The following is a 21,897-nucleotide window of genomic DNA, read 5'->3' as shown; positions in this document are numbered from 1 at the left end:
GACAACGTCGTATCTGCTGGTTGCCAACTGTATGACTACCCAACCGGGCAACTACGCCTGCTCAAACATTCATCCGACTAATGGAGCAACACTCCTGGGAGCAACGCCATGACCCGTAACGACCGCACCGATCTGAATCCAGACGCTCTTGCGCCACCACCCGACCTGGTACCCGGTAGCGCGCCGGCAACCGAGCCGACGCCTGACAAACCAATGCGTCGCCCAGCTACTCAATATGATGGCTCTGGCGAAACCGATCGTAACGAGCCTAATCCCGGCACTTTTGAGCCGCAGGACGACATACCGCAGATACTGGAAAAACGGGAAGGACCCAAGGCGAAATGAGGCTGATCCAGCGCCACTGGTTTGACGGCACTGGAAGGTGCGTCAAACCACTATGGACCTCGGGGTATGCGCGCGATTTCAGATAGTTCCATGCCCGGGTGGGGACGCATCACTCATGTTCGTCCGTCTTCGACACCCCTCTGAAATTCAACACAGCCAAGCCAAATTGCAATGCAATCAACGCGTACGACTGGGTATGCCAACCCCACACCACCCACAAGACGTTGCTTGACAAGAAAATCCAGAAACCTGTGTTGCGCTTGTTTGTGCCACGCGACGCAACCAGGTAAGCGGCGATCAACGATGCTGCCATGGCTGGCCATTGGAGCAGGTCAAGCCAGTCTTCCATCACTATCTCCACAGCGATTCAACGGATGGCAAGACATTAACAGAGCCGATGGCCCCGCCCTTGAACGGGCACAATTTGCAAAATTTGCGGGTTCACATCTATCTACTTATAAAAGTTTTGTTCCCAAAGGCACGGATTGATCAGGAACGCACAAAGCTACTCGCCCCGCTTCGTCGTGAAACCCTGTAACCAGACACTCGGACTGCAAAGGCCCAATCTGCTTCTTCGGAAAATTAACGACAGCAACCACCAATTTTCCGATCAGATTTTCCGGAGTATATAGATCAGTGATTTGCGCGCTGGACTTCCTGATACCGATTTCCGGTCCGAAATCAACATGCAGAACATAGGCAGGCTTGCGTGCCTTGGGGAATGGCTCCGCCTCAATTATTTTTCCTACGCGAAGTTCCACCTTGGCAAAATCATTCCACTCAATCAATTCCATCATATTTCACGCTACCATAGACAAGCATTAATTCACCAGCGCACATAATGAATGCGCAATCACAGTCATTGACCCAGCTTATACTTCTTCATCTTAGAATAAAGCGTTGGCCGACTGATTCCCAGCACCTGCGCAGCCCTGGACAAATTGAAGTCCATAGCCTGCAACGCAAGATATATCGCCTGCTTTTCCGCCTCGCTCATCGACAGGCGTTCGAAATTCTGCACTGAAAAATGGAATGGAATATGGGAAACACCCATAATCTCTTCCACTTTCCCGATCATTCTTCTGTCGGATTCCGACCCCGCATTGCTTCTGAGCAATTCACGCACGACAAATCTCAATTGCACCAGATTTCCAACCCAAGCCTGCTTGCCAAGAAACCTCAACAGCTTGCCAGACACTGCGGACTCGGCTGCACCTGCGGCTTCCTGTTGCAGGAAGGACGCCACGTACCGAGGAAGATCGCCCTCCCGACTTCGCAACGGAGGGGCCAATATGTTCATCTCACTTAAAAAACCATGCAACTTCGGGTGCAGACGCTGCTCTTGAATGATCACGCCAATGGCGTCGCTAACCGATGCCATGATTCTTAGCCTAGGTGGGCCGGACACCCCCGCAGGCTGTTCCAACTGGCGATACGCCACCAGTGCCGAAAACAGGCGCAGCTGCGTGGAAATAGGTAAAAAATCTATTCCCTCAAACAGCAAGGTGGCTACATCGCTGGCACCCGATATATCCGAGTTTAATACCCAGCCCGGCTCACCCCGTACGGCACGTGAACTGAGCACATGGCTCTCAAACTCGTGCACAGACAATCTGGCACAGTCCACTACCATCATGTGCCGCTCTTTGTTGGCACTCTCGCCATGAATAGCCTTGGCCAGCAGACTTTTACCGGTACCTGGCTCGCCGTATATCAGCACGTTCTCAGTGGACCTCGCGACTTGCAGCGCGTAGTCCTTCATGTTTTTTACCGTATCGGACTCGCCCATGATGGCAACAATTCGAACGCCCATTTCTTTCTTGATGGACTGTTCTGCCAACGCCTGTTCCGGTGCCAACTTTCTGAATATATTGACCACCGACACAATCGCACCGTGATCGTCCATGATCGGAATGGCAGTGTCTGTCAATGAGGTGTTCACGCCTTTGACTGGAATGATGACCTTTCTGTCAACATAACCCTCACGCCGCTGAAAAACGTCGCTGATGACGGGTTCGAAGCCAAGCAAGTCTCGAAATTTCTGGCGCTCGTCATCGATTCGCAGAATTTTCTTTCCCAGATCGTTGATATACCTGAGAAACCCTGATTGGTCCAATACCAGCAATCCATCTCCGATAAGCCCGCTGACCACGTCACGTTCTCGAACAGACTGGCGTACACGTCTGGACAGCCAATGGACGTAGAACGCCTGCGCCACCAAATGAATGCCCGTCTTACCCAGCGCCAGCAGAGCTTTATCGTTTTGCCTGGCCATCCCGTCGTCAGGTATGGATACAAGCAGCGCCAAACTACGTGTATGAACGCTGCGTCGCCATATCAGCAGTAGCCCGCTATCAGCTTGCACGCGCACCGGTTCAATCTGATTATTCGGGCTTGACGGCAGCGAATCCGGGACATGGCCTGAACCACGAATTACCACCAATTTTTCATCGTCATAAATCGCCAGCGAAACTTCACCCTCGTCCACAAGGACTGAGAATAGATCCCAGACCAGATCGAGCTCATGAAAATATTTGAAATTCTCCATCGGAATAACCTGGCCGCTCTCAGAAAACTCATCAAAGACCTGATGAATTTCCTCAACCACGCCATTCACCCCTGACATTTTTCCGCCCATCATCACGTAGAGATCTCAACTATCGAAACGCCAACACCCACCAACCTTACCGGCTGGTCAAAACTGCCTGATTTGACTAGCACCAGTACTGCCGCAATCATATTCCATGATCTGGCAGCGCGCTCTTGCGCAGAAAGGCGTTCTTCTCCGAAAACGTAAAATTGCCTTACAGGTTGGCAGAAAAATATTGCTAAGAATATTATTTTAATGTCTTTCTGACACAAAAACATAATCATTAAAATAAGGATTCAGATAAGCACCGCTATTCGCACGAGAAAAAAATTGACCTCTGATTCATCATCCGCAGCGTCTGGAGACGTCATTCGCGCCAGTGGAATACACAAGACTTTCGACAAGAAGCAGGTCCTTGAGGATATTCACCTGACATTGAAGAAAGGCAAGGTGCTTGCGCTTTGCGGTCCCAGCGGATGTGGCAAGAGCACCTTGCTCAGAATCATCAGCGGCCTGGAAGCGCCCAGCAAGGGTACTGTCGAGCTGAACGGCACAGCAATCAATAGAAAGGCGCTGCGGCATCCCAGTATTCGGGGAAGAATCGGGTTCGTTTTTCAGCGCCCGGCCTTGTATCCAAATATGCGCGTACTGGAAAACATCACGCTTGCACTTGTCGAGGTGAAAAAGCTCAGCCGCAGACAAGCGGAAGAAAAAGCGTACGACATGCTGCACAAGGTGCATCTGGCAGACCAGATTCATGCATGGCCCTCGACGCTGTCAGGCGGCCAGGCACAACGTGCCTCGATTGCCCGTGCCTTGGCGCTTGAGCCCGAAGTACTGCTGCTGGACGAACCCACCTCTGCCCTCGACCCGGAGCTTGTTCACGAAGTACTGGAAGTGCTTCGCACGCTTGCACACGGCGGCACCACCATGGCCGTAGCCACGCACGAACTGGGCTTTGCCAGTGAAGTTGCGCATGACGTGGCGTTTTTCGACCAAGGCAGAAACATCGAAACCCAAGCCACCAGAGATTTCTTCCGCAGCCCTCGAAGCCCGCGTGCGGCGCGTTTCATCGAAAGCATTCTTCACCCCTGATCAATTCCATCCACCTATGAAGCATCAACCAAATATGTTCGTGCACAAGCGTGTCTTGGCTGCAGCGCTTGCCGTCGCCTCACTGGCTACCACGCCGGCATTTGCCGCCGACCCCGTATCGATACTGGATCAAGTCAAACAGCGTGGAAAGCTGGTGATTGGCGTAGATCCCAGCGCCCCGCCCATGGCCCAGCTCGATGCAAACGGCCAAGCCACCGGCTTCGCCCCCGACCTGGCGCGTGTCGTCGCCAAGGAGTTGAACGTTGCCATCGAATTCAAACCGATTACCGGCACGATTCAAATTCCGTCCATCAAGAACGGCGATATCGACGCGATGTTCGGCTCAACCACGCCCACCGTAAAGCGGGAAGACGTGCTCGATTTCACCATCGTCTACAACTGGGATTATGTGGTTCCACTTGTCAGGAAGGGGGACAGTGGAGACATCAAGACCTACACGCCGCCCAAACGCGTGGCCACCTCCAAGAACAACTACGCCGCGCAATTGTTCAAAGACCTGGTTCCAACCGGACAGGTGGTGTTCTTCGACAACTACAGTGACTCGGTCGATGCACTGCGTGCCAATCAAGCCGATGCGGTATTGCTGAACAGTTTTTCGGCCAAGGCTTACACCAAACGTTATGGCGACAGCCTGCAGGTAGGCGAAGCGTTCTTTACCGACCCCCAGGCAATTGTGGTTCGCCAAAACGATTCACGTTGGCGCAACTTCCTGAACCACACCCTGCAACGTATCTGGGCACGCGGCGAATTCGCCGCCCTGTACGAAAAGAACTTCGGCTACAAGCCGGAATTCAAGCTGTGGTCCGATGCCCGACTTCAGCCGGGTATCGAAAAATGACTTGGTTTCTGAACGAAGCGGGCGCGCAGTTCGCGTCGGCTTTCGTGACGACGCTGCTGCTGGCCGGCGTCAGCCTGCTCCTTACGGCAGCAGCAAGCACGCCACTTGCGCTCGCACTGCACGGCAGGTCGATGTGGGTACGCGCCTACGTCGATCTCTCGATGAAGATCCCGCTGATCGTCAAGCTGTTCATCTGCTTTTACCTGCTGCGATTGAACCCATCGGCTTGCGGCGTGATTGCGCTGGTGCTGCATCAGGCAGGTTACTGCGCCGAGATTCTGAAAGGTGGCCTTGCTGCTGTGCCGTCGGAATACGAGGACGCCGCGATCAGCACCGGGTTGCAGCCGTGGCGCATTGCGCTGTCGATCCGGGTTCCGGAAGCACTGCGACTGGTAGCTCCGTCCCTGGTCTTGCAGACAGCCGAAATCGTCAAGAACACGTCGATCGTGTCCTTGATCGGTATTGTCGAACTGACCGGAGCCGCTGAAACGCTTCAATCTCAGACTTTCGAATACCTGAGTGGTTTCTGCGCAGCCACGGCATGTTATGCGGTGCTGACCCTTCCCTTGATGGCAGCAGGTCACTGGATGGAGCACAGGCTCAGGAGGTATGCATGAAACGCTGGCTTGAAACCTTGCGCCGATATCGTCTGTTGCTGATCCTTGGCACCTTTGGCATCTGGATGTGCGTCGATCCCATCTGGATAGAACTTGCGCCCTCGTGGCCGTTTTTTTTGAAAGGCTTACAGACCACGGCCGTTTATTCCACCATTGGCGTGGCACTTGGGCTGATGATGGGCGGTTGCCTGGCGGCCTTGCGACTGGCGGGAGGCGTAGCGGCGTTTGCCAGCAGCACCCTCGTTGCCGCAACGCAGGCCGTGCCACCCCTGTTCATCATCAGCGCAGCATATCTGGTATCGCCCGAAATTCTGCCCTTTCGGGTCACGCCCGCACAGGCCGCCGTATTTGCACTGGCCATGATTGGCGGCAGCTACTACTGCGAAGCGCTGCGCAGCGCGATTGCAGGAGTTGAACGCTTGCAGGTGGACGCAGCAGATATCACCGGGCTTTCGCGCCGTGTCGTGTTCACGCGCATCGTGCTGCCGCAAGCCCTGGTTTCATGTGTGCCGGCTCTGGGTGCGATATCCATCGTCGTTTTCAAGCTGTCTACCTTGTTGTACCCACTGGGCATTACTGACTTTTTCCGGACGTCCGTTCTGATCAACAACCGGGTGATCGCCCCACTGCATTGTTACGCGCTGATTGCTGCGTTCTATTACGTCGTCAGTGACCTGCTGCAGTCTTTCATCGCCTGGGTGTCTTCCCGCATTTCCGGGAAAAGACCCAAGCCGCATGACATCCACGAATCGCCGCTGACCGTCGGCTAAGCCCCCCATCCCAAGGATTGATGTATGACTGCTCAACGCCAGCTGCATTTGGCAGCCTTCGGCGCGCTGGGAGGCAACCACACTGCCTCTTGGCGCCATCCTGCCACCGCCTCGGCCCAGGTCCTGACTGCGGCCTACTTCAAGGAATTCGCCAGGCTGGCTGAACGTGGCTTGTTCGACCTGATCTTCTTCCCTGATGTGCTTGCTGTCGCCCAAGACAGAAACGATGTCGGGTTTCAGCAAATTTCCAGCAATATCCCATTCCGGGCTGAACCGATCAGCACGCTGGCACTGATTGCGGGTGTGACCGAACATATCGGCCTGGTAGGCACGGTGTCCACCGCCCACACCCAGCCGTTCAACGTAGCCCGTACCTTTGCCTGGCTGGACCACCTGAGCAATGGGCGGATGGGATGGAACATCGTCACCACTGCCAGCGAAGCCGAGTCACGCAACTTCGGCGTTTCCCTGGCAGCGCACGAAGCACGTTATGCCCGCGCCGAGGAGTACGTCGACGTAGTCCGCAAACTCTGGGACAGCTGGCAGGACGACGCGATCATCGACGACAAGGCAGGCGCACGTTATGTCGATGCATCGCGGGTGCGGGCCATTCACCACCACGGCAAGTACTTCGATGTTGAAGGACCGCTCAACGTGCCCCGGCCGCCGCAAGGTCATCCGGTGCTGTTCCAGGCTGGAGCCTCTGATATTGGCCGCAGTTTCGCCGCCCAGACGGCAGACGCCGTGTTCTTCGCCGCACAAACGGCGGCAGAAGCAAAGCGGATCGGTGCGGACATCAAGCGCCTGGCACAGACGCACGGCCGCTCACCCGACCATGTTCGACTTCTGCCCGGCGTGCTGGTCATTGTTGCCGAGACTGAAACACAGGCTCTTGAAAAACAGGCAGCGCTGGGACAACTGATCGACCGGCAGGCAGGCCTGGCTTTCCTGTATGAATTGATTGGCGTGGACTTGTCGGCATGGCCGCTCGACGGCCCTTTCCCGACCCTTGATCCTGCCAGTATTCCAGGCATCAAAAGCCGCTACGAATTACTGCACGACATGGCGAAACGAGAAGGGATGAATCTTGGACAGGTGATCGAGCGCGTAGCCAGTGCAGCCGGGCATCGCGTGGTGGTCGGCGATCCGCAACAGGTAGCCGATCAATTGCTGGAATGGTTCGATGCCGGCCTGGTGGATGGTTACGCGATCATGTGGCCACACTTGCCTGGCGGATTGGAAGATTTCGTCAATCTGGTGGTGCCAGCGCTGCAAAAGCGCGGTGTGTATCGAACCGCCTACGCTGGCGACACATTGCGCGCGCATCTTGCGTTGCCAACCTTGGCTTCGCCAATCTGAAACACTGACAACTTGCCGTGCTCATCTGCCGCTGCTATCAGTGAGTGGCGCGGATGACGCGATTCAGGGCATGCAAGCGAGGCTGAGGCCTGATGCGTCAACAAACGCAAAATAGCCTCGACGGATCGAGGCTATTTGAAATGGAAAAAGCCCTTGATAATCATCAAGGGCTTTTCTGAATTTGGAGCGGGAAACGAGGCTCGAACTCGCGACCTCCACCTTGGCAAGGTGGCGCTCTACCAACTGAGCTATTCCCGCTTTGTCTTGCTTGCCGTAAATTTTACAGCATTATTTCTTTTCTTGCTTGCCTTACCAAGAAGCTTTGAATTCGAAATTTGCTTTCGCTTTCTTGCCTCTCAAAGCAACGTTGATCATTATACATCAACATTTTGATTTACCCGAACATCGAAAACTTATCGACATTCTTCAAATCTGCTTTTGGGGTTTCCACTTAAGTGGCTCTCCCTTCAAGGCGGCGAATTCTACACGCTTTCTATTCATCTGCAAGCCAGCTTTGCAAACTATTTGCTGCACCAGCAACCCGGATATTTACCCACCTGGAATTAATGCTGAAACTGACTCATATAGAACGGCAGTTCAAATCACTAACTCTTTAACAGTGTGGTTTAACTAAACGCTTGGTTAAACGATAACCACCGATAGTCCAACCAAGTTACTTAGCTGCATTTAGCTTTTCCTGCATAGCTACTTTCAGCTTCTTGCTACTCCGCCACTCACTTCGTTGTTTGCGAAGTGCTGTTTTTGCAGCGAAGAAAAAGATTCTAGCACATTAGAATACGTTTTTCATCTGACGCCCTCATCGGCAACAAGGAAAGCTCATGTCCAAACTTCCTCACTTTGCAGACACGGCTGAAGAAGACGCTGTTGTCGTCACAGATAGCGTTCGTACCGATCGCTGGATCATCGGCGAAGGTACCGACAGCCAGTTCGAATACCTGGTGCATGTCGGCGCACCGCGCTTTATTTGCAAAGTCGATGTAGATGACGACGCTTCTGCCCTGCTCGGCTTCCACCTGGAGTTGGACAACGGCGAAATCCTGTACGACTTCGTGTGGTACGACGCGGCACCCACTACCCCGACAGAACGACAAGCCATTGTGGACGGTGCCTCGCAGGCGCTGGCGCGCAACACGCGCAAGCTGGGCTTCTGAAGCAGTGCCTGCCCTCCAGGGCAGGCACTGCTCAGCCAGTACTCACTGGACCTTGTCTTATCGGACCTTCTTATTCGGCCTTGTCTGCAGCAGCCTGGTCTTTGGCTCTTTCCAGCATCATGTCTCGATGCAGACTGAAGCGGCGCAACATGCTCAGAATCACTAGCGCCATCAAGGTGCTCAGCACGGCAGTGGCTTCGCGCCCCATGCCGGCGGCAATGCCGATTGCCGCCGTCAGCCAGATGCTGGCGGCCGTGGTCAACCCGCGAATCTCGTGTTCGTTGCGCAGTTTGATGATTGCGCCCGCACCCAGAAAACCGATGCCGGCAATGACCCCTTGCAAGACACGGCTCATGTCTGCCACATCCATGCCTGCCTGAGCGGGCACCATCACAAACATGGCAGCCCCCAGCGCAACCAGCATATGTGTGCGCAAGCCCGCAGCCATGCCACGTGTCTCGCGCTCATATCCCAAGATGCCGCCGAGCACGATGGCCATCGTCAGGCGAAGCACGATACGAGTAAGGTCCGACACATCGGGAATGTCGGAAAACTCTTGCTGGACGGTCGATACGACTTCCTGCCATACGCTCATACATCAGCTCCGTCGCGCCACTAGCGCAATCGCCCAGCCATAGAAAAACGGAAGTCAGTCCGACACGCGAATTGCGCATGTCGATCTGACTCCCGCCTGCCTGGCCGCCAATCAGCCCCGTAATGGGGCGGATCGGCTATTCATCAACGCTTGCCGGGCTGAGCCGACGGAATCGGCGTGCTCTTGGATTCCGAGTCAGGCACGCCACGCGTTTCCGACGACGGCGATGCGTCACCCGAAGTGCGATCGGTCTTGTTGTGCATGGTGGAACCGCTGCTGTGGTTCATGCCGCCTTGGGTCATTCCACCCTGGGTCATACCACCTTGCGTGGTACCGGCCTTCGGACCAGCGCCCGATTGACCCGGCAGCGGCGTGCCCGGGTTCTGATTACCTTGGCTACCCGGCCCCTTCTCGGTGGGGTTCGGCGTGCCAACGGGCGGCGTGGTGGTGCTTTGTGCGAAAGCAGTCGATGCGCCCACAGCGAGCGCAGCGGCGAAAAGAGTCGTCTTGATGGCTTGGGTGGTGTTCATGTGGTGCTCCTGACAGTGCTTGTTTGGAACCTACCCTTCAGCAATGCGTGTGCCCATGCTGACTCGCACGGCGCTCACGTTTTCACTGATCGGGCTTTCACCTGGAGCATTTGTCGATGGCATCCGTGACTTCATCCATCGCGCTTACCGATCTTGAACACCTTGGGGAATGGCACAGGCTTTGCTGCGAACCGTTGTCTTGAGGCTTCACCAAGCCTTGCCTACAACTCGGAGGATGTGATGACAACGGCCACTGAAAAACCGAGCTGGTCTACGCCTAGCGAAGCGCTGCTGAACGTGCCACAAAGCGAACGCATGGATGATGCGGGTGAACCTTCAGAGCTTAAAAGCAGCGACTTGCCAAGCCTGGCTGGGCATGTGCTTGAGTCTCCTGCGCCCTCATCCGACCAAGCAGATGCTCGCGTATCCACTGCGTCACCTGAAGCGCCGCTGGTGTCTGACGACAAGGCGGCACGCGCTGGTGCGGTGAAATCAGACTCACCCAGCACCGCAAGCTCAACAAAAAGCCGGCACATGGCCGGCATTGGAAAGCCTGAAAATCAGGCGTGAAAAACGAGAGGGACCAAGGCGGCGCGATCACGCGGATCGCGCAGATCACGCCGCCACGCAGTCTTATCCTTGTGGAAAATCACCGGTGCCGAGCAGCACCACATCGTTGACCGGCATGCCTTGGGACTTTTCTGCTGCATCGATGATCGCAGCCTTGCCGTGCTTGAAGGCCGATAACAGCGCATCTTGCGTACGCGCCTTGGCGCCGAAGTATTCGACCAAGGCATCGCCTGAGATTTCGAATTGCTGTGTCGCACGACCTTCGAAACGCGCATTGAAGCGAATCGCGTCTCCAACGACGGTGGGCGGAGTTTCCTTAGCCAATTCGGTTGACATACCACTTACCTCGGCAATGTGAAGAAGGAGGTTCATCATCCTGTCACCTTGCTGTGGAAGCGATGGGTCTTACCCTCTGAAACGCGCAGAAACGTCCCCTTAATTTTATCTGGAGCGAAACATGCAGCATTCTTCATCAGACAAATCGTCCAAGCCGGCAACCCATGCCGGCAAACCGCCAGCCAGGGACACCGCGCAGGCTACATCCGCAGAGGTTCCGATGGGTGCGAAGATTCTTCCGCCAGACAGCCCGGTTGACGTGCCACGCATGCCTGCCCCAGTCGCCAAGCCTGCAGATGTCCCGGACCTGAGCGATCCACGTGGCAACACAACCAGCTGGGCGGACTCTCCTGACGCCGATCCGCATAAAAAAACCGCGCGTACCTCGATCAACAACGGTTGATGAAATACACGCGGTGATTCGATGCCCGGCGCGATGATCCAGATTGTGAGTCGTGGCCGTCGCGCTTGAACAGTATCCGAGTCAGTTGTGGGATGCGCGACCAGCTGACTCAGCGTGCAGGCGGATACACCGTACGCCAGTCGCGGCGCATGCTGACCGTGACCCAGCCACGTTGTGTGGCCTGAGTCACCACACGTTCGGCACCTGCCGTGTACTGGTATTCACGCGCAGCGTCATCGTGATCGATCAAGATCGCCAGCGACGGCCCCTTCCGATCTGCCGTGTAGGCCATCATGCCCAGGTCACCATCTGAATTTCCTACAGTCAATATCGGCCGGCGACCAAGAAACTGTTCGATGCTGACGGGCTTGTTTGCCGTGTTGTTGTAGAAATCGACCTCGGGTAGACGAACCACACGCGTGCCTTCCGAAGTAGTCTCGAAACGCATCTTCCAGCGCGATGCAATCACCTGCTCTGGCGCAATGCCGTACACCGGTGCCAACACGCGCGTCAGCTCTTCAAATGCACCGGTGCTGATATAGGTCTTGAAGCCATTGGCGCGCAGGTAGTCCAGCAGCTCAAGCATGGGCTGGTACACCAACTGGGTATACGGACGCCCCAGCACGGGGTGCTTTGCTGTCGCAAGCCAGCGCGTGGCATAAGCCCGAAATTCTTCTTGCGACACGCCGGTTTCTGCAAGCGTTGCAATGCGCAAGATGTCGGGAATGGAGATGTTGGCAAGCGCGGCATCGTCACGATCAATGATCGCGCGCAGCACCTTGTCGTCGCGCCAAGTGGGGTTGGCTGGTGCCAGTTCACGAATGCGGTCGAAGTAGAAGAACACAGACGGATATTGGGGCTTTTCCGCCCACAAGGTGCCGTCGTTATCAAAGACTGCAAGCCTGTCCACAGGTGCGACGAAATCCGGCGAACCCGGTGTGGTCACACGGCGAACGAAATCAACGATCCGATCTCGATTGCTGCCGGCATTCCAGCTGGCCAATTGCGAAATCGGCTGCACCGATGCGCTTGCACCAGGCACGGTAGCGGTAGCGGTAGCTTGCTGGGTGGGGGTGGTCGGTGCGGCGCATGCCGTCAACGCGAGTGCAAGAACGGTGCTGAACACCGTGCGTGATGAACGAGCAAACATGGAATTCCTGGGTGGGAAGGTGGCAAGCGAATCTTAGCGTCGTTGACGCTGGATTCAGCGAATACCCACTTGATGCGAAGCGCGATCGACGCAGATATGCGCACCGGCACCACCCGTCAGTACCCCAGCGCAGATTCCCCACCCGACGCAGGCCAAGCGTTTTCTTGGCCTGCCCCTTCCTACCTGATTACACGACGATCAGGTCTTCAACGCCCGAATGGTTTCATCGAGCATGCCAGCCTGCTCACGCAGGCTGCTGGCGGCGACCACCGACTGCTGTACAGCTGCAGCCGATTGTTCCGTGTGTTGCGCGATCTGTTCCACGCGGCTGGCAATCTGTTCAGACGCAGACTTCTGCTCGACCGATGCATTGGCGATGTCGGCAATGATGTCTGCCGTCTTGTTCGTTGCCACGCGGATCTTTTCCAGCACCGTGCCGGCCTGACGCGCCGTCTGCGCCGATGCCTGCATGTCGCCGTTCACGGCATGCATGGCCTGTGCAGCCTGGCTGGTGCGTTGCTGCACCGACGCGATCACCGATGCGATCAAGCCCGTCGAGGTCTTGGTACGTTCGGCAAGGCGACGCACCTCGTCGGCCACCACCGAAAAGCCCCGGCCTTCTTCGCCTGCGCGTGCAGCCTCGATTGCAGCATTGAGCGCCAGCAAGTTGGTCTGCTCGGCAATCTCCTGAATGGTTTTCACCACTTCGGAAATCTCTCGCGAAGACGATTCAAGCTCCTGCACCACGTTTGCAGAATTCGCCACACGTTCGGCCATGCGTTCAATGTCACGCACCGTGGCATCGACCACGTCGACGCCTTCGGCTGCTGCCCCGCTGGACTCACGCGAGTAATTACGCGCTTCATTGGTGCTGTCGGCAATCTGCGAAATCGACACAGACATCTGCTCGACCGCCGCCGCCACGCCGCTTGCGGCCTGCGCCTGCACGTCGGTACTGCGGTCGATCTGATGCAGGGCCTCCAAGGTCTGGTTGCTGGCGCTGGATACCTGCGCGCCGGTGCTGCTCATCTGGCGGGCCAGATCGGCAATACGCGAACGCGTCACGTTGATCTGCTCGCCCATACGATGGATTTCATTGGTCGACCCGGCCGGGCCTGCCGGCACGTCGCTGGTCAGGTCGCCATTGCCCAAACGGGAAATTCCGTCCAAGGCACCGCGCACCGGGCGCAGCGCGGCCGACGTGCGCCACACCATCAGCACGGTCGTTACCAAACCACCCAAGGCCATCAGACCGACCAGAATCGCGAGCTGGCTATATTGCTCAGCATAAAGACCACTTTCCAGACCCGTTGCGATCAAGGTCCAGTCCCAGCCCGGCACCTGGCGATATCCCACCAATGCGGTCGACTCGCTGCCGCTCAATTTGACAGGCACCACTCCTTCACCCGTGGCCAGGCCATTGAAGAAAGCCAGGTCTTGTGGATTGGTGAATGCGGCATCCAGTGTCTTGCCCATCAACGCGGGGTCGGGGTGCAACAGCACCGAGCGTTTGCCGGCAGCATCGGGGGCAATGATCATCAGGCGCGCCACATCGCTGACCCGCACATCGCTCAGACGGGCAATGGTGCGCTGCAGGTCTTCCGAAATGTCGCTGCGGGCAGTAACCGCTGCGTAGGTCTTGCCGCTCGCATCCTTGAACGGCAGCACGCTGATCGTGCTCCAACGCCCTGCCCGCTGGACAATGCCCGTTCCGCCATTGTTGGCGTCCAGCGTGCGCGCCAGATAATCCTGGGGCGGCACCACACTGCCCACCATCGAATTGCCCGAGGCATCCGACAACAGCGTCGATACGCGTACCCAGCGATCACCGTCACGAACGATGATGGCAGCCTCGACGCCGGTCATGTCCTTCATGGTCTTGAGCGACAGCAAGTCGCCGTTCACTGCAAAGCCGCCCGCCAGCAGCGTGGGCACTTCGCCAGCCGGGCCGGTCTCGGTGCGAGAGCCATCCAGCTCGGGTTTGCCGCCTAAAATCTTCATGAAAATCGGCAGCTGACGTTCCGAGCGAGCGGTGGCCGCCGCCACGTTTTCCTGTAGCTGGCCAGACACAAGATTCAGCACGGACCTCATGTCGGATGCCGTGCTGCGTTTTGCCTCGTTCAGCACCAAGACCGACATGATTGCGATGATTGCGCAAGTCACCAGCAAGGTGACACCGATCGCAACATAGAGCACCTGACGAGACAGGGGCTTGCGGGACAGACCGGCAAAGGCGGACATGGATTGATAACCTCGATGCACCGCAATATCCGCTTTCACCCACGTGAAACATCCAGATACAGCGGTGGTCATACGAGACTATAGGTCGCGCCTCGCTACGATAAGCCTGGGTTTTTACTTAGACGCAGCGCATCAACGGATGCCCGAAATCTTAATAAGGGTTATCGTGAAAAACCCTTGGCAGCCGCAGATTCTTACTGCCCCGCAACATGAGTCATGTTCAGCGGGCGTTCAGCAGATGGGCGCTGCTTGTTCAACGCATGTTCAACGCATGTTCAGCGCCTGGTCACGGCCCTGGCTGTGTTCACTGCCTGTCGGTCAGCGGACCAGTCCAGACTTCCAGATGCGGATCCAATTCCAGATCTACCGCTGCATGCCCGGTGTACCGAGGCAGCGCATCGTACAAGGCGTCAAGATCGACATCCGCCAGCTTGGCCGCCACGTCCTGCAACAGCCTTTCGGCTGTCGGCAGGCCAAGCCCATACAGGCCCTCGACATGCAGCTGATAGGCCAAGCCATCGGCATCAGGCTTCATGACGCCCAATTCGACAAGCGTGCCATCAATTTTTCGCGCCAACACACGGCCGTCACCACTCACATAGATAGTGGAGTGATGGGTCTGGGCCGAAGCCGGATTCAAGCCTGTGGAAGTCATGAAAGCTCCTTTCAAAACAAATGAATGTGGGCGTATTTGAGGGCGCAGCACCTGATGCAAGATAGAACCAAGCTTGAAAGCAGTGTGCCGCATCATGGCGCGCCGCCAGGATTTTCAGCGTTTAGTTGGAAATACCCGACGGTTGTTGCGCTAAGTCTGGGCAGAACACAGCAAAGACCACACCCGCGAAGGTAGCGCTTACGTGCAGCGCTGTGCGCGCGTTTTTCAGCCGTTTTCCCGCCTGCTCAAGCAGGCACAGAACCTGCTGATTGGCGTTCAAACAGCCTTTCGGAATTGCCATGCAATCCATCATTTCGGTTCACCTCATCGCCGCCCATCAGGCGGCACTGCTTGCTACCCGCGAACTGCTGGCAGCCGCCCAGGAATCTGCGGATGAATTGTCTCGTTACGAGCTGCTTGGTGCAGCCACCGAAATTGCCAAGGCGCTGGAAACCCATCGACATCTCTGGCCCAGCGCCAACCACCTTCCCAACCCGCCAACCACTGCCTGACAAACGGAGTTCAATCATGCTGCGCACCCACCATCGCCTGCCCATGCACGATAGCCACTCTCCTGACGCCCAAGAGGACGGCGGGTTAAGCCCGGAACAACTGTTGTCCGGCATCGCCATATTGGTTGGCTTCGCCTTGGCAACCGGTTTGGTTTACGCATTGATCGATGCTTGGCTCAGTGTCTGATTCGCACCTGCTGACGCGTTTGCAGTGAAGTGCTGTTTTATTTGTCGTGGCTGACCGGTCAGTAGCTAGGCATTTCGCCCCATTTTGGTGTATGATTCATTTCTCAGACGCGGGGTGGAGCAGTCTGGCAGCTCGTCGGGCTCATAACCCGAAGGTCGTAGGTTCAAATCCTGCCCCCGCAACCAATTTCAGATGTTTTGTAGTTTGCAGGCGCACAAGTAGTTTTATTCCTGTGAATCGCAAGGCAGCGCAGCAAGTCCAAGAAGAAATACGCCAGACATAAGCCCGATACGCGAAAACGCTGTCGGGCTTTTTGTTTTGCTCAGAAGGTTTGCGCGTTGAACCTGCCGCACGACGAAGTCCTGCCCTGCCCTGCCCTGTCCTTTCCATTGCGGTTGAAATACCCAACAAGCATGGCAACTTACAGCTTGCTTAAATAAATCCGCTTTTCTCAGGCGGCCGCGTGCTTATCTTGGATTATCTCGGCCGCTTGATTCATTGCTTGCCCAAGCAGGCACCCAAACTGCACGATTTGGAACATTCAGATGACAAGCAAGATGAATCTGGTGTATGATTCATTTCTCAGACGCGGGGTGGAGCAGTCTGGCAGCTCGTCGGGCTCATAACCCGAAGGTCGTAGGTTCAAATCCTGCCCCCGCAACCAGTTTCAGATGTTTTGTAGTTTTAGACGCTTAAGTTGCGAGTCAATAAACAGCAAAGCACAACCGCAAGATGCAAGTCCGAGCAGCAAGTTCAAGTAATAACTTGAACAAGCCTGGCTCAAATAAGCCCGATACGTGATTACGTTGTCGGGCTTTTTTGTTTTTTGGCTCAGTTTGATATTTTTTCAATTGAGCACAGCAGATCAGGCCGCTTGCGCAACATCTGGCTGACAACACCCGTCCAAGTGACACCCAACGAACACTGCGGCCCGTAAAAGCTCGTCCACAACGTAAGCTGTCATATCTGCTTACGGGCACGCCATCATTGCTGCACCTGACAGGCGCAGAATTCGGATAACTGGTGCTTGATCTCAGGCACCCTCAAGCAACATTGCAGTACGCATGAGTCCAGGAAGATGCTCTTTTCAGCATCAAGCTCATGCATCAGGCAGGTTTGCCCCCTTCGTGGGGCGTGGAGAAGGACATGCGGCGCATTGCGTTAGTGATATTTGCTGTTGGCAGCCTTGCAGTGGCAGGCCAAGCATTGGCTGGCCCGGGCGGACGCTACGGCTATGGCGGCGGCTACCATGGCGGCCGTGGTTACTATCACGGCGGCGGTGGCGGAAATGTTGCTGCCGCGCTGTTTGGTGGTGCCATTCTGGGCGTCGTCGCGGGGTCCATCATCAGCAACGCAAACAACCGCGAAGTTGTGGTCGAGCGGCCGGTCTATGTAGAGCCCGCGCCCGTTTACGTAGAGCCTGCTCGGGTCTACGTTGAACCTGCTTCTTGCTATGACAGCTACCGTGGCGTGTATGTGCGGTGCGATTCGCTTGGTTATGCACCCCCGCCCGCTGTCTACCGTGAGCCTGCCCCGCAGCCGTCGTCGGGCTATTACAACGAACAGCCCAATTACGCTCAACGGCAGGATGCGCCTCCGCGTGCTCAGCAGAACAACCAGCGGTATCAGACGCCTCAGTATCAAGACCCACAATATCAGCAGCCCCTGCAGACAGTTCAGGCACCGGCTCAGCAGCCAATTCCGTCGGTGTATGCCGATGGAGCAAGGCCGGTTGGTGATCGATACGGCGGTCCCGCCGGCGGTCGTTGAGTCTGGCCACTCTGGACATCGCTCGAAGTTGAGTAGAACGACCGGCTGGAAGCCTCCAGCCGGGAATCGAAAGCCGATGCAAAAAGCCGCTACTTTTTCGGGTAGCGGCTTTTTTTACGGGCTTCTGATTGCACCAGGATCGACGCCCTCCCAGCTCTCCAGCATATGCAACAGCACGCCAGAAATACTCGCTCGCCCAAGGAATTCGGCAGCAGCCTGGCAAGCAAGCTCAGAGCGCGAAAAAATCTCAGGCAGCTCACAAGCCAGCTCGAGCGTGTCGTCGTCGGTGGCACGTCGTATCCCCACCGCACCACGATAACCACCGCCGGTTATCCGCGCGTAAATTCTGACGACCAGGCCGTCGCCGTACGGGCTGTCCGAATCTTCGTCAGGCATCACTTCGTCCTCGATGGGTCGTCAGACTGTGAATCATTGCGCTGTGGATCACTGAGCTCTGGAAACTTACCTGCCTGATACCTCGACCACTACTACGGCTTGCTGCCGGGCTTTGTCTGCGCTGACTTGGCTCCTGGCTTGGTCTTCCAATCGACCTCATCCTTGGCGGTCTGAATACGCTCCTCCGCATGAAGCGCCGCGCTCGGAGAAATTGGGTCACTCGCGAGAAACGTCTCGTCCAAGGCCTCATCCAAAGATTCTTGATAAGTTGGAAGCGAGTCCTTGCCATGTTCGTTGTGCTGCTTGCTTGCCTGACTTGTGGCGGAAGATGTCGTCTTCATGGTGAACCCCTTGAATGATCGTGAACGTGTCCTTCAGCTTGGAAGCACATGCATCGGCAACAGCAAGCCGTGTTCCATAAAACGGGCGTGGTGAATGCCGATCGGCGGTTCCCAGGTGCCAAAGCAGGTACCAGAACAAGCACGTTTATTGCTCATGTCGTTGGTCTCAACTGGAGCCAAACCATGTCCAACAAATCCCTTGCGCAACTTGAAATCGGCAGTCCCGAGTGGATTGCCAAGCGTCAGACACTGCTTGGCAATCCGCCCAACCCAGGCCGCAAGGCTGAGCCCGCCCCCAGCTTGCTGGCCTTGGGCGCACTTGCGATTGTGGTCGGCACGGTGTTCATGACTGCGGTCAGATTTGGGGCCATGCTGGGACGGCACCAGCAGTCAAACGAAAACCCTCGTGCATGAACGCGCCGACCTGAACTAACGCTGAGGAAAGTCGGCGACGTCCAGTACGGTAACGTCGCCGATGGACGTGCCGATCTTCATCTCGGCTGCTGCTTCGATATCAACGATGCCGCGACGACAAGCGGCAAGCAAGCCCTCATCAGACGAAACGGCACCCAGCCGACCAACGAGTGCAGCTCGCGTGATGAAGAATTGCTGCGGGCCAAGGCCTGCGATGTGCAGTGTCAGGCCAACGCCCTCGCCGCCGTCGATCAGGACCATGTCGTGTCTTGCATCGGGTTCGATCTGCATGTGTGCGCTCCTGCTGAACAAGAATGATCGGGAGCGAATTCCATGCCAGCTGTCTCGGTATAAACACCGTTTGAAAGCGCGTGCAGCGGTGATACAAAATAAGCGTCAGTCGGAGGTACACCATGTACAGACGCATGAACGCTTCACACGGCACCCACGCCAGTCACGTCCACGCCGGCCACGGCCATTGGATCCCCCGTAAGCGTGTCGCCAAGATGCGCAGGCGAAGCACCGTCAAGGAATGCGAGCCACTTGGTATGGGTTGGGTGGTCTTCATCGCGGTAGGTGTAGCTTTTGCCTTCTTTGCTGCGATGATTCAGATCACCCTGCGCTGATATCAGTGACCTAGCAGGTAAGCCGAATCAGGTAAGCCGATTCAGGTAGGCCAACCGGGTCGGCCACGTACTTCAGTTGCTCAAGTACGTCCCATACTCATTTGGCAGCGATACGCCGGCGCAGCCTGAGCCGTGCGCGCACGTCTCGGCCCAGGGGCGGCATGGCGATCAACAGCAGCAATACTGCCAGCGGTATCGTTGCCGCATAGCCAATCCATTGAAAGCCCGCCGCGCCGATCAGTCCGCCACTGAAAAACGCGGCCAACAGCATGCTGTGCAGTTGCAGCTTCTTGCGGTTGGCAAGCACGGGTTCCGTCGCGCCCCGTTGGTGCCGATTAACGTAGACCAGCTTGCCGAGCTCGATACCAATATCGGTAATAAGGCCAGTGGTGTGTGTGGTGCGGATCACTGCGCGTGACACCTTGGTGATCACCGCGTTTTGCAGCCCCATCAGGAAGCACAACAGCAGCACGGTAAGCGGCAACAGCAAGCCCGTATGCGCCGCCAGCTGTGCACCCATCAGGCCGAACATCAGCAGCAGGCCAGCTTCCACCAACAGTGGAATGGAAAAACGTGCGTGAAGACGTTGTCGGCGTGCAAAGTTGACCAGAATTGCGGTGACCATTGCACCTGCAGTGAATGCACTGACTGCCGCCAAGCCTGCAAGCGCCAAGCGCGTATTCGACAGGATCAGATGGTCAGCCATACCAGAGACCATACCCGTCATGTGCGAGGTGTACTGCCCTACTGCCAGGAATCCACCTGCGTTGGCAGCACCGGCCACAAAAGCCAGGCACACGCCCAAGCGCGCATCGTCGTGAGCAATCCGTCGGCTGTCAGCCCAATGGGAAAACCTGGATAGCATGGCGCTCGCGCAAAGTGAGTGGCGAACTTGATGATACGCCCGGTCGTCTTGCGCCTGGGTCTTAGACGTTAACGTCCCGAGCAATCCATTCGAATTGGTCGATTTGGGCACACGCGCCTTCATAAGCCAGATTGAGCGCATGGTCTCGCGACGCAGCCACGAAAGGCGAAATCGTGACGTCATTGCTTAAAAACGCACTGTTCTCGACCTCCCCTCGATAGATTTCTGCATGGCCGCTATACATGCCCGTCTCGGCATTGCGGTCCAGAATGACCCGCACGCCGTAAGTGGCACCACCAGTTCCTGGATAACTGAAATCACGTTGAGCACGTGTCATAAGTCGCCCCTGTCATTCGAAAACGGATTAGAAACGGTTCAGAAACAGATAGGAGCAATGCCTGTGCCTTAAACTGCTGGACCGCTTTGTTTCAGCGAGCAGTAAGCCATTGTTCAAACGTAAATCAGAGCGCCCACGCAAGGAGTCGAAACGCCATGAGAACCATGCTGATCATCGTTGGGGCCGCGGTAGTCGCGTACCTGATCGTCAAGGGATTCCAAGCAGTCCGGGCCGAACGCCGCCAAACCCAGGAAAACAAAAAACTCAAATGAATAAGTCGACCACAACTTTTGCCGCTGCTGGCGTAGTCTTTCTTGTCCTGATCATGTGCGCCATGAGTTCCTGGTTCCAGGTCGATCAGGGTGAACGTGGCGTGGTGCTGCGCAACGGCAAACTGGTCGGCATTGCCGCACCAGGCTTGGGCTTCAAGGTGCCATTCATCGACAGCGTAAAGACTGTGTCGGTACGCGAACACACCTTCACCTTCGACAAGCTGGAAGCCTACAGCTACGACCAGCAACCGGCCACGCTGCGCGTGTCGGTCACCTACCGCGTGCCGGAAGCCCGCGTAGACGACCTCTACTCGGAATACGGCACGCTTGAAAATCTGCAAAGCCGCGTGCTTGAGCGACGCACCTTCGATGCGGTCAAGAACGTCTTTGGCAAGTTCACTGCCGTGAGCGCGATTCAAAACCGCGAAAAACTGGGCGTGGATGTGAACACCGCAGTGCGTACTTCCATGGGCGAAACGCCTGTGGTGATTGCTGGCGTGCAGATTGAAGAAGTCGGATTCTCGACCGCCTACGAGCAGTCGATCGAACAGCGCATGCTTGCGCAGGTGCAGATCGAAACCACGCGCCAGCAGAAAGACACCGCCGTCATCAACGCTGAAATCCAGGTGCTGCGTGCCCAGGCGGATGCCGATGCCCTGCGCGCGCAATTCACGGCTGAAGCCGACGGTATCAAGCTGCGTGGTGAAGCCGAGGCAACCGCAATTCGTGCGCGTGCGGAAGCGCTGGCGACCAACACCAACCTGGTCAACCTGAATGCCATCGACAAGTGGGACGGCAAGCTGCCGACGACCCAGATTCCCGGTGCGGCCATGCCCTTCGTCGGGATCAAGTAAGTCATTTCACATCGGCACCAAGTCGACACAGAAGGT

General features: G+C 56.5%; 30 protein-coding genes and 3 tRNA genes. 17 read left to right on the top strand and 16 right to left on the bottom strand.

Annotated features, from left to right (window positions below):
- The first annotated feature begins 108 nt into the window (after positions 1-108).
- A complete protein-coding gene (locus tag FXN63_RS09830; protein ID WP_148814483.1) occupies positions 109-345 on the top strand; it encodes a hypothetical protein in 237 nt (78 codons plus the stop codon).
- Positions 346-454: 109 nt separating this feature from the next.
- Here the strand turns inward: FXN63_RS09830 and FXN63_RS09825 are convergent, their stop codons facing one another.
- The 3 genes from FXN63_RS09825 to FXN63_RS09815 all read right to left on the bottom strand — a co-directional run bounded on the left by FXN63_RS09825 (position 455) and on the right by FXN63_RS09815 (position 2,986).
- Entirely contained in the window at positions 455-694 is a 240-nt protein-coding gene (locus tag FXN63_RS09825; protein WP_148814482.1) for a hypothetical protein, read from the bottom strand.
- A 106-nt stretch (positions 695-800) separates the two neighbouring features.
- The gene (locus FXN63_RS09820; RefSeq protein WP_148819137.1) at positions 801-1,139 is read right to left on the bottom strand and encodes a tRNA-binding protein; all 339 of its coding nucleotides are present in this window, start codon (positions 1,137-1,139) and stop codon (positions 801-803) included.
- A 65-nt stretch (positions 1,140-1,204) separates the two neighbouring features.
- Complete coding sequence (locus FXN63_RS09815; RefSeq protein ID WP_148814481.1) at positions 1,205-2,986, bottom strand: sigma 54-interacting transcriptional regulator; 1,782 nt, start codon at positions 2,984-2,986, stop codon at positions 1,205-1,207.
- Positions 2,987-3,265: 279 nt separating this feature from the next.
- Here FXN63_RS09815 and FXN63_RS09810 point away from each other — a divergent pair, with 279 nt between their 5' ends.
- From FXN63_RS09810 to FXN63_RS09790, 5 genes are read left to right on the top strand one after another with little or no spacing between them, the layout of a single operon-like run.
- Complete coding sequence (locus tag FXN63_RS09810; RefSeq protein ID WP_148814480.1) at positions 3,266-4,030, top strand: amino acid ABC transporter ATP-binding protein; 765 nt, start codon at positions 3,266-3,268, stop codon at positions 4,028-4,030.
- A 34-nt stretch (positions 4,031-4,064) separates the two neighbouring features.
- Positions 4,065-4,889: a substrate-binding periplasmic protein gene (locus FXN63_RS09805; RefSeq protein ID WP_187395161.1), complete on the top strand. Its 825-nt coding sequence runs from the start codon at positions 4,065-4,067 to the stop codon at positions 4,887-4,889.
- On the top strand, positions 4,886-5,506 hold the full coding sequence (locus FXN63_RS09800) for an ABC transporter permease subunit (RefSeq protein ID WP_148814478.1): 621 nt from the start codon (positions 4,886-4,888) through the stop codon (positions 5,504-5,506). Before FXN63_RS09805 ends, FXN63_RS09800 begins: the two co-directional genes overlap by 4 nt.
- Entirely contained in the window at positions 5,503-6,276 is a 774-nt protein-coding gene (locus FXN63_RS09795) for an ABC transporter permease subunit (protein WP_187395160.1), read from the top strand. Before FXN63_RS09800 ends, FXN63_RS09795 begins: the two co-directional genes overlap by 4 nt.
- A 24-nt stretch (positions 6,277-6,300) precedes the next feature.
- Positions 6,301-7,635: an LLM class flavin-dependent oxidoreductase gene (locus FXN63_RS09790; RefSeq protein ID WP_148814476.1), complete on the top strand. Its 1,335-nt coding sequence runs from the start codon at positions 6,301-6,303 to the stop codon at positions 7,633-7,635.
- Positions 7,636-7,817: 182 nt separating this feature from the next.
- Here the strand turns inward: FXN63_RS09790 and FXN63_RS09785 are convergent.
- A tRNA-Gly gene (locus tag FXN63_RS09785) sits at positions 7,818-7,893 on the bottom strand.
- 581 nt (positions 7,894-8,474) lie between these two features.
- On the opposite strand from FXN63_RS09785, the gene FXN63_RS09780 reads away from it, so the two are divergent.
- A complete protein-coding gene (locus tag FXN63_RS09780; protein WP_148814475.1) occupies positions 8,475-8,807 on the top strand; it encodes a hypothetical protein in 333 nt (110 codons plus the stop codon).
- A 70-nt stretch (positions 8,808-8,877) separates the two neighbouring features.
- Here FXN63_RS09780 and FXN63_RS09775 read toward each other — a convergent pair whose 3' ends face one another.
- Together FXN63_RS09775 and FXN63_RS09770 are read right to left on the bottom strand one after the other, a co-directional pair.
- Complete coding sequence (locus tag FXN63_RS09775; protein ID WP_148814474.1) at positions 8,878-9,402, bottom strand: MgtC/SapB family protein; 525 nt, start codon at positions 9,400-9,402, stop codon at positions 8,878-8,880.
- Positions 9,403-9,545: 143 nt separating this feature from the next.
- The gene (locus FXN63_RS09770) at positions 9,546-9,932 is read right to left on the bottom strand and encodes a hypothetical protein (RefSeq protein ID WP_148814473.1); all 387 of its coding nucleotides are present in this window, start codon (positions 9,930-9,932) and stop codon (positions 9,546-9,548) included.
- Positions 9,933-10,085: 153 nt separating this feature from the next.
- On the opposite strand from FXN63_RS09770, the gene FXN63_RS09765 reads away from it, so the two are divergent.
- Entirely contained in the window at positions 10,086-10,502 is a 417-nt protein-coding gene (locus tag FXN63_RS09765) for a hypothetical protein (protein WP_148814472.1), read from the top strand.
- A 63-nt stretch (positions 10,503-10,565) separates the two neighbouring features.
- On the opposite strand, the gene FXN63_RS09760 is transcribed toward FXN63_RS09765, so the two are convergent.
- Positions 10,566-10,877, bottom strand: coding sequence for a DUF1488 family protein (locus FXN63_RS09760; protein WP_148814471.1), 312 nt, complete (start codon positions 10,875-10,877; stop codon positions 10,566-10,568).
- An 82-nt stretch (positions 10,878-10,959) separates the two neighbouring features.
- Between FXN63_RS09760 and FXN63_RS09755 the strand changes: the two genes are divergently transcribed.
- A complete protein-coding gene (locus tag FXN63_RS09755) occupies positions 10,960-11,241 on the top strand; it encodes a hypothetical protein (RefSeq protein WP_148814470.1) in 282 nt (93 codons plus the stop codon).
- Positions 11,242-11,350: 109 nt separating this feature from the next.
- Here the strand turns inward: FXN63_RS09755 and FXN63_RS09750 are convergent, their stop codons facing one another.
- The 4 genes from FXN63_RS09750 to FXN63_RS09735 form a co-directional block, all read right to left on the bottom strand.
- Positions 11,351-12,391 carry an HAD family hydrolase gene (locus FXN63_RS09750; RefSeq protein WP_148814469.1) on the bottom strand — a complete coding sequence of 347 codons (1,041 nt, stop codon included), beginning with the start codon at positions 12,389-12,391 and terminating at the stop codon, positions 11,351-11,353.
- A gap of 198 nt (positions 12,392-12,589) precedes the next feature.
- Entirely contained in the window at positions 12,590-14,632 is a 2,043-nt protein-coding gene (locus tag FXN63_RS09745) for a methyl-accepting chemotaxis protein (protein WP_187395159.1), read from the bottom strand.
- 304 nt (positions 14,633-14,936) lie between these two features.
- On the bottom strand, positions 14,937-15,287 hold the full coding sequence (locus tag FXN63_RS09740; protein WP_148814467.1) for a hypothetical protein: 351 nt from the start codon (positions 15,285-15,287) through the stop codon (positions 14,937-14,939).
- Positions 15,288-15,408: 121 nt separating this feature from the next.
- The gene (locus tag FXN63_RS09735; protein WP_148814466.1) at positions 15,409-15,588 is read right to left on the bottom strand and encodes a hypothetical protein; all 180 of its coding nucleotides are present in this window, start codon (positions 15,586-15,588) and stop codon (positions 15,409-15,411) included.
- On the opposite strand from FXN63_RS09735, the gene FXN63_RS09730 reads away from it, so the two are divergent.
- From FXN63_RS09730 to FXN63_RS27025, 5 genes are all read left to right on the top strand, one after another.
- On the top strand, positions 15,587-15,799 hold the full coding sequence (locus FXN63_RS09730) for a hypothetical protein (protein ID WP_148814465.1): 213 nt from the start codon (positions 15,587-15,589) through the stop codon (positions 15,797-15,799). The two genes, FXN63_RS09735 and FXN63_RS09730, sit on opposite strands and share 2 nt — an antisense overlap.
- Before the next feature lie 16 nt (positions 15,800-15,815).
- Complete coding sequence (locus tag FXN63_RS26695; protein ID WP_187395158.1) at positions 15,816-15,986, top strand: hypothetical protein; 171 nt, start codon at positions 15,816-15,818, stop codon at positions 15,984-15,986.
- Positions 15,987-16,094: 108 nt separating this feature from the next.
- Positions 16,095-16,171 (top strand) — tRNA-Met (locus FXN63_RS09725).
- Positions 16,172-16,573: 402 nt separating this feature from the next.
- A tRNA-Met gene (locus tag FXN63_RS09720) sits at positions 16,574-16,650 on the top strand.
- A gap of 437 nt (positions 16,651-17,087) precedes the next feature.
- Positions 17,088-17,756 carry a hypothetical protein gene (locus FXN63_RS27025; RefSeq protein ID WP_246165093.1) on the top strand — a complete coding sequence of 223 codons (669 nt, stop codon included), beginning with the start codon at positions 17,088-17,090 and terminating at the stop codon, positions 17,754-17,756.
- A 114-nt stretch (positions 17,757-17,870) separates the two neighbouring features.
- Here the strand turns inward: FXN63_RS27025 and FXN63_RS09710 are convergent, their stop codons facing one another.
- Together FXN63_RS09710 and FXN63_RS09705 are read right to left on the bottom strand one after the other, a co-directional pair.
- Complete coding sequence (locus FXN63_RS09710) at positions 17,871-18,152, bottom strand: hypothetical protein (protein WP_148814464.1); 282 nt, start codon at positions 18,150-18,152, stop codon at positions 17,871-17,873.
- A gap of 92 nt (positions 18,153-18,244) precedes the next feature.
- Complete coding sequence (locus tag FXN63_RS09705) at positions 18,245-18,493, bottom strand: hypothetical protein (RefSeq protein WP_148814463.1); 249 nt, start codon at positions 18,491-18,493, stop codon at positions 18,245-18,247.
- 183 nt (positions 18,494-18,676) lie between these two features.
- On the opposite strand from FXN63_RS09705, the gene FXN63_RS09700 reads away from it, so the two are divergent.
- On the top strand, positions 18,677-18,907 hold the full coding sequence (locus tag FXN63_RS09700; protein WP_148814462.1) for a hypothetical protein: 231 nt from the start codon (positions 18,677-18,679) through the stop codon (positions 18,905-18,907).
- A gap of 15 nt (positions 18,908-18,922) precedes the next feature.
- On the opposite strand, the gene FXN63_RS09695 is transcribed toward FXN63_RS09700, so the two are convergent.
- A complete protein-coding gene (locus FXN63_RS09695; RefSeq protein ID WP_148814461.1) occupies positions 18,923-19,198 on the bottom strand; it encodes a DUF1488 domain-containing protein in 276 nt (91 codons plus the stop codon).
- Positions 19,199-19,332: 134 nt separating this feature from the next.
- Here FXN63_RS09695 and FXN63_RS09690 point away from each other — a divergent pair, with 134 nt between their 5' ends.
- Entirely contained in the window at positions 19,333-19,533 is a 201-nt protein-coding gene (locus tag FXN63_RS09690; RefSeq protein WP_148814460.1) for a hypothetical protein, read from the top strand.
- Between the two features lie 97 nt (positions 19,534-19,630).
- On the opposite strand, the gene FXN63_RS09685 is transcribed toward FXN63_RS09690, so the two are convergent.
- Complete coding sequence (locus tag FXN63_RS09685) at positions 19,631-20,398, bottom strand: YoaK family protein (RefSeq protein WP_148814459.1); 768 nt, start codon at positions 20,396-20,398, stop codon at positions 19,631-19,633.
- Positions 20,399-20,459: 61 nt separating this feature from the next.
- Entirely contained in the window at positions 20,460-20,735 is a 276-nt protein-coding gene (locus FXN63_RS09680; RefSeq protein WP_148814458.1) for a hypothetical protein, read from the bottom strand.
- 325 nt (positions 20,736-21,060) lie between these two features.
- Here FXN63_RS09680 and FXN63_RS09675 point away from each other — a divergent pair, with 325 nt between their 5' ends.
- On the top strand, positions 21,061-21,861 hold the full coding sequence (locus tag FXN63_RS09675) for a prohibitin family protein (RefSeq protein ID WP_425468724.1): 801 nt from the start codon (positions 21,061-21,063) through the stop codon (positions 21,859-21,861).
- Positions 21,862-21,897: the final 36 nt, after the last annotated feature.

Source organism: Pigmentiphaga aceris, from assembly GCF_008119665.1.
Classification (GTDB): domain Bacteria; phylum Pseudomonadota; class Gammaproteobacteria; order Burkholderiales; family Burkholderiaceae_B; genus Pigmentiphaga; species Pigmentiphaga aceris.
Note: the sequence above shows the minus strand (reverse complement) of the source record. Positions and strands in the feature narration are given on the sequence as shown.

Bases quoted from the DNA above. Each gene is read 5' to 3' on its own strand.
- FXN63_RS09830 (WP_148814483.1), top strand. From the start codon at position 109: ATGACCCGTAACGACCGCACCGATCTGAATCCAGACGCTCTTGCGCCA.
- FXN63_RS09825 (WP_148814482.1), bottom strand. From the start codon at position 694: ATGGAAGACTGGCTTGACCTGCTCCAATGGCCAGCCATGGCAGCATCG.
- FXN63_RS09820 (WP_148819137.1), bottom strand. From the start codon at position 1,139: ATGGAATTGATTGAGTGGAATGATTTTGCCAAGGTGGAACTTCGCGTA.
- FXN63_RS09815 (WP_148814481.1), bottom strand. From the start codon at position 2,986: ATGATGGGCGGAAAAATGTCAGGGGTGAATGGCGTGGTTGAGGAAATT.
- FXN63_RS09805 (WP_187395161.1), top strand. From the start codon at position 4,065: ATGTTCGTGCACAAGCGTGTCTTGGCTGCAGCGCTTGCCGTCGCCTCA.
- FXN63_RS09800 (WP_148814478.1), top strand. From the start codon at position 4,886: ATGACTTGGTTTCTGAACGAAGCGGGCGCGCAGTTCGCGTCGGCTTTC.
- FXN63_RS09795 (WP_187395160.1), top strand. From the start codon at position 5,503: ATGAAACGCTGGCTTGAAACCTTGCGCCGATATCGTCTGTTGCTGATC.
- FXN63_RS09790 (WP_148814476.1), top strand. From the start codon at position 6,301: ATGACTGCTCAACGCCAGCTGCATTTGGCAGCCTTCGGCGCGCTGGGA.
- FXN63_RS09780 (WP_148814475.1), top strand. From the start codon at position 8,475: ATGTCCAAACTTCCTCACTTTGCAGACACGGCTGAAGAAGACGCTGTT.
- FXN63_RS09775 (WP_148814474.1), bottom strand. From the start codon at position 9,402: ATGAGCGTATGGCAGGAAGTCGTATCGACCGTCCAGCAAGAGTTTTCC.
- FXN63_RS09770 (WP_148814473.1), bottom strand. From the start codon at position 9,932: ATGAACACCACCCAAGCCATCAAGACGACTCTTTTCGCCGCTGCGCTC.
- FXN63_RS09760 (WP_148814471.1), bottom strand. From the start codon at position 10,877: ATGATGAACCTCCTTCTTCACATTGCCGAGGTAAGTGGTATGTCAACC.
- FXN63_RS09755 (WP_148814470.1), top strand. From the start codon at position 10,960: ATGCAGCATTCTTCATCAGACAAATCGTCCAAGCCGGCAACCCATGCC.
- FXN63_RS09750 (WP_148814469.1), bottom strand. From the start codon at position 12,391: ATGTTTGCTCGTTCATCACGCACGGTGTTCAGCACCGTTCTTGCACTC.
- FXN63_RS09745 (WP_187395159.1), bottom strand. From the start codon at position 14,632: ATGTCCGCCTTTGCCGGTCTGTCCCGCAAGCCCCTGTCTCGTCAGGTG.
- FXN63_RS09740 (WP_148814467.1), bottom strand. From the start codon at position 15,287: ATGACTTCCACAGGCTTGAATCCGGCTTCGGCCCAGACCCATCACTCC.
- FXN63_RS09730 (WP_148814465.1), top strand. From the start codon at position 15,587: ATGCAATCCATCATTTCGGTTCACCTCATCGCCGCCCATCAGGCGGCA.
- FXN63_RS09735 (WP_148814466.1), bottom strand. From the start codon at position 15,588: ATGGCAATTCCGAAAGGCTGTTTGAACGCCAATCAGCAGGTTCTGTGC.
- FXN63_RS26695 (WP_187395158.1), top strand. From the start codon at position 15,816: ATGCTGCGCACCCACCATCGCCTGCCCATGCACGATAGCCACTCTCCT.
- FXN63_RS27025 (WP_246165093.1), top strand. From the start codon at position 17,088: ATGCATCAGGCAGGTTTGCCCCCTTCGTGGGGCGTGGAGAAGGACATG.
- FXN63_RS09710 (WP_148814464.1), bottom strand. From the start codon at position 18,152: ATGCCTGACGAAGATTCGGACAGCCCGTACGGCGACGGCCTGGTCGTC.
- FXN63_RS09705 (WP_148814463.1), bottom strand. From the start codon at position 18,493: ATGAAGACGACATCTTCCGCCACAAGTCAGGCAAGCAAGCAGCACAAC.
- FXN63_RS09700 (WP_148814462.1), top strand. From the start codon at position 18,677: ATGTCCAACAAATCCCTTGCGCAACTTGAAATCGGCAGTCCCGAGTGG.
- FXN63_RS09695 (WP_148814461.1), bottom strand. From the start codon at position 19,198: ATGCAGATCGAACCCGATGCAAGACACGACATGGTCCTGATCGACGGC.
- FXN63_RS09690 (WP_148814460.1), top strand. From the start codon at position 19,333: ATGAACGCTTCACACGGCACCCACGCCAGTCACGTCCACGCCGGCCAC.
- FXN63_RS09685 (WP_148814459.1), bottom strand. From the start codon at position 20,398: ATGCTATCCAGGTTTTCCCATTGGGCTGACAGCCGACGGATTGCTCAC.
- FXN63_RS09680 (WP_148814458.1), bottom strand. From the start codon at position 20,735: ATGACACGTGCTCAACGTGATTTCAGTTATCCAGGAACTGGTGGTGCC.
- FXN63_RS09675 (WP_425468724.1), top strand. From the start codon at position 21,061: ATGTGCGCCATGAGTTCCTGGTTCCAGGTCGATCAGGGTGAACGTGGC.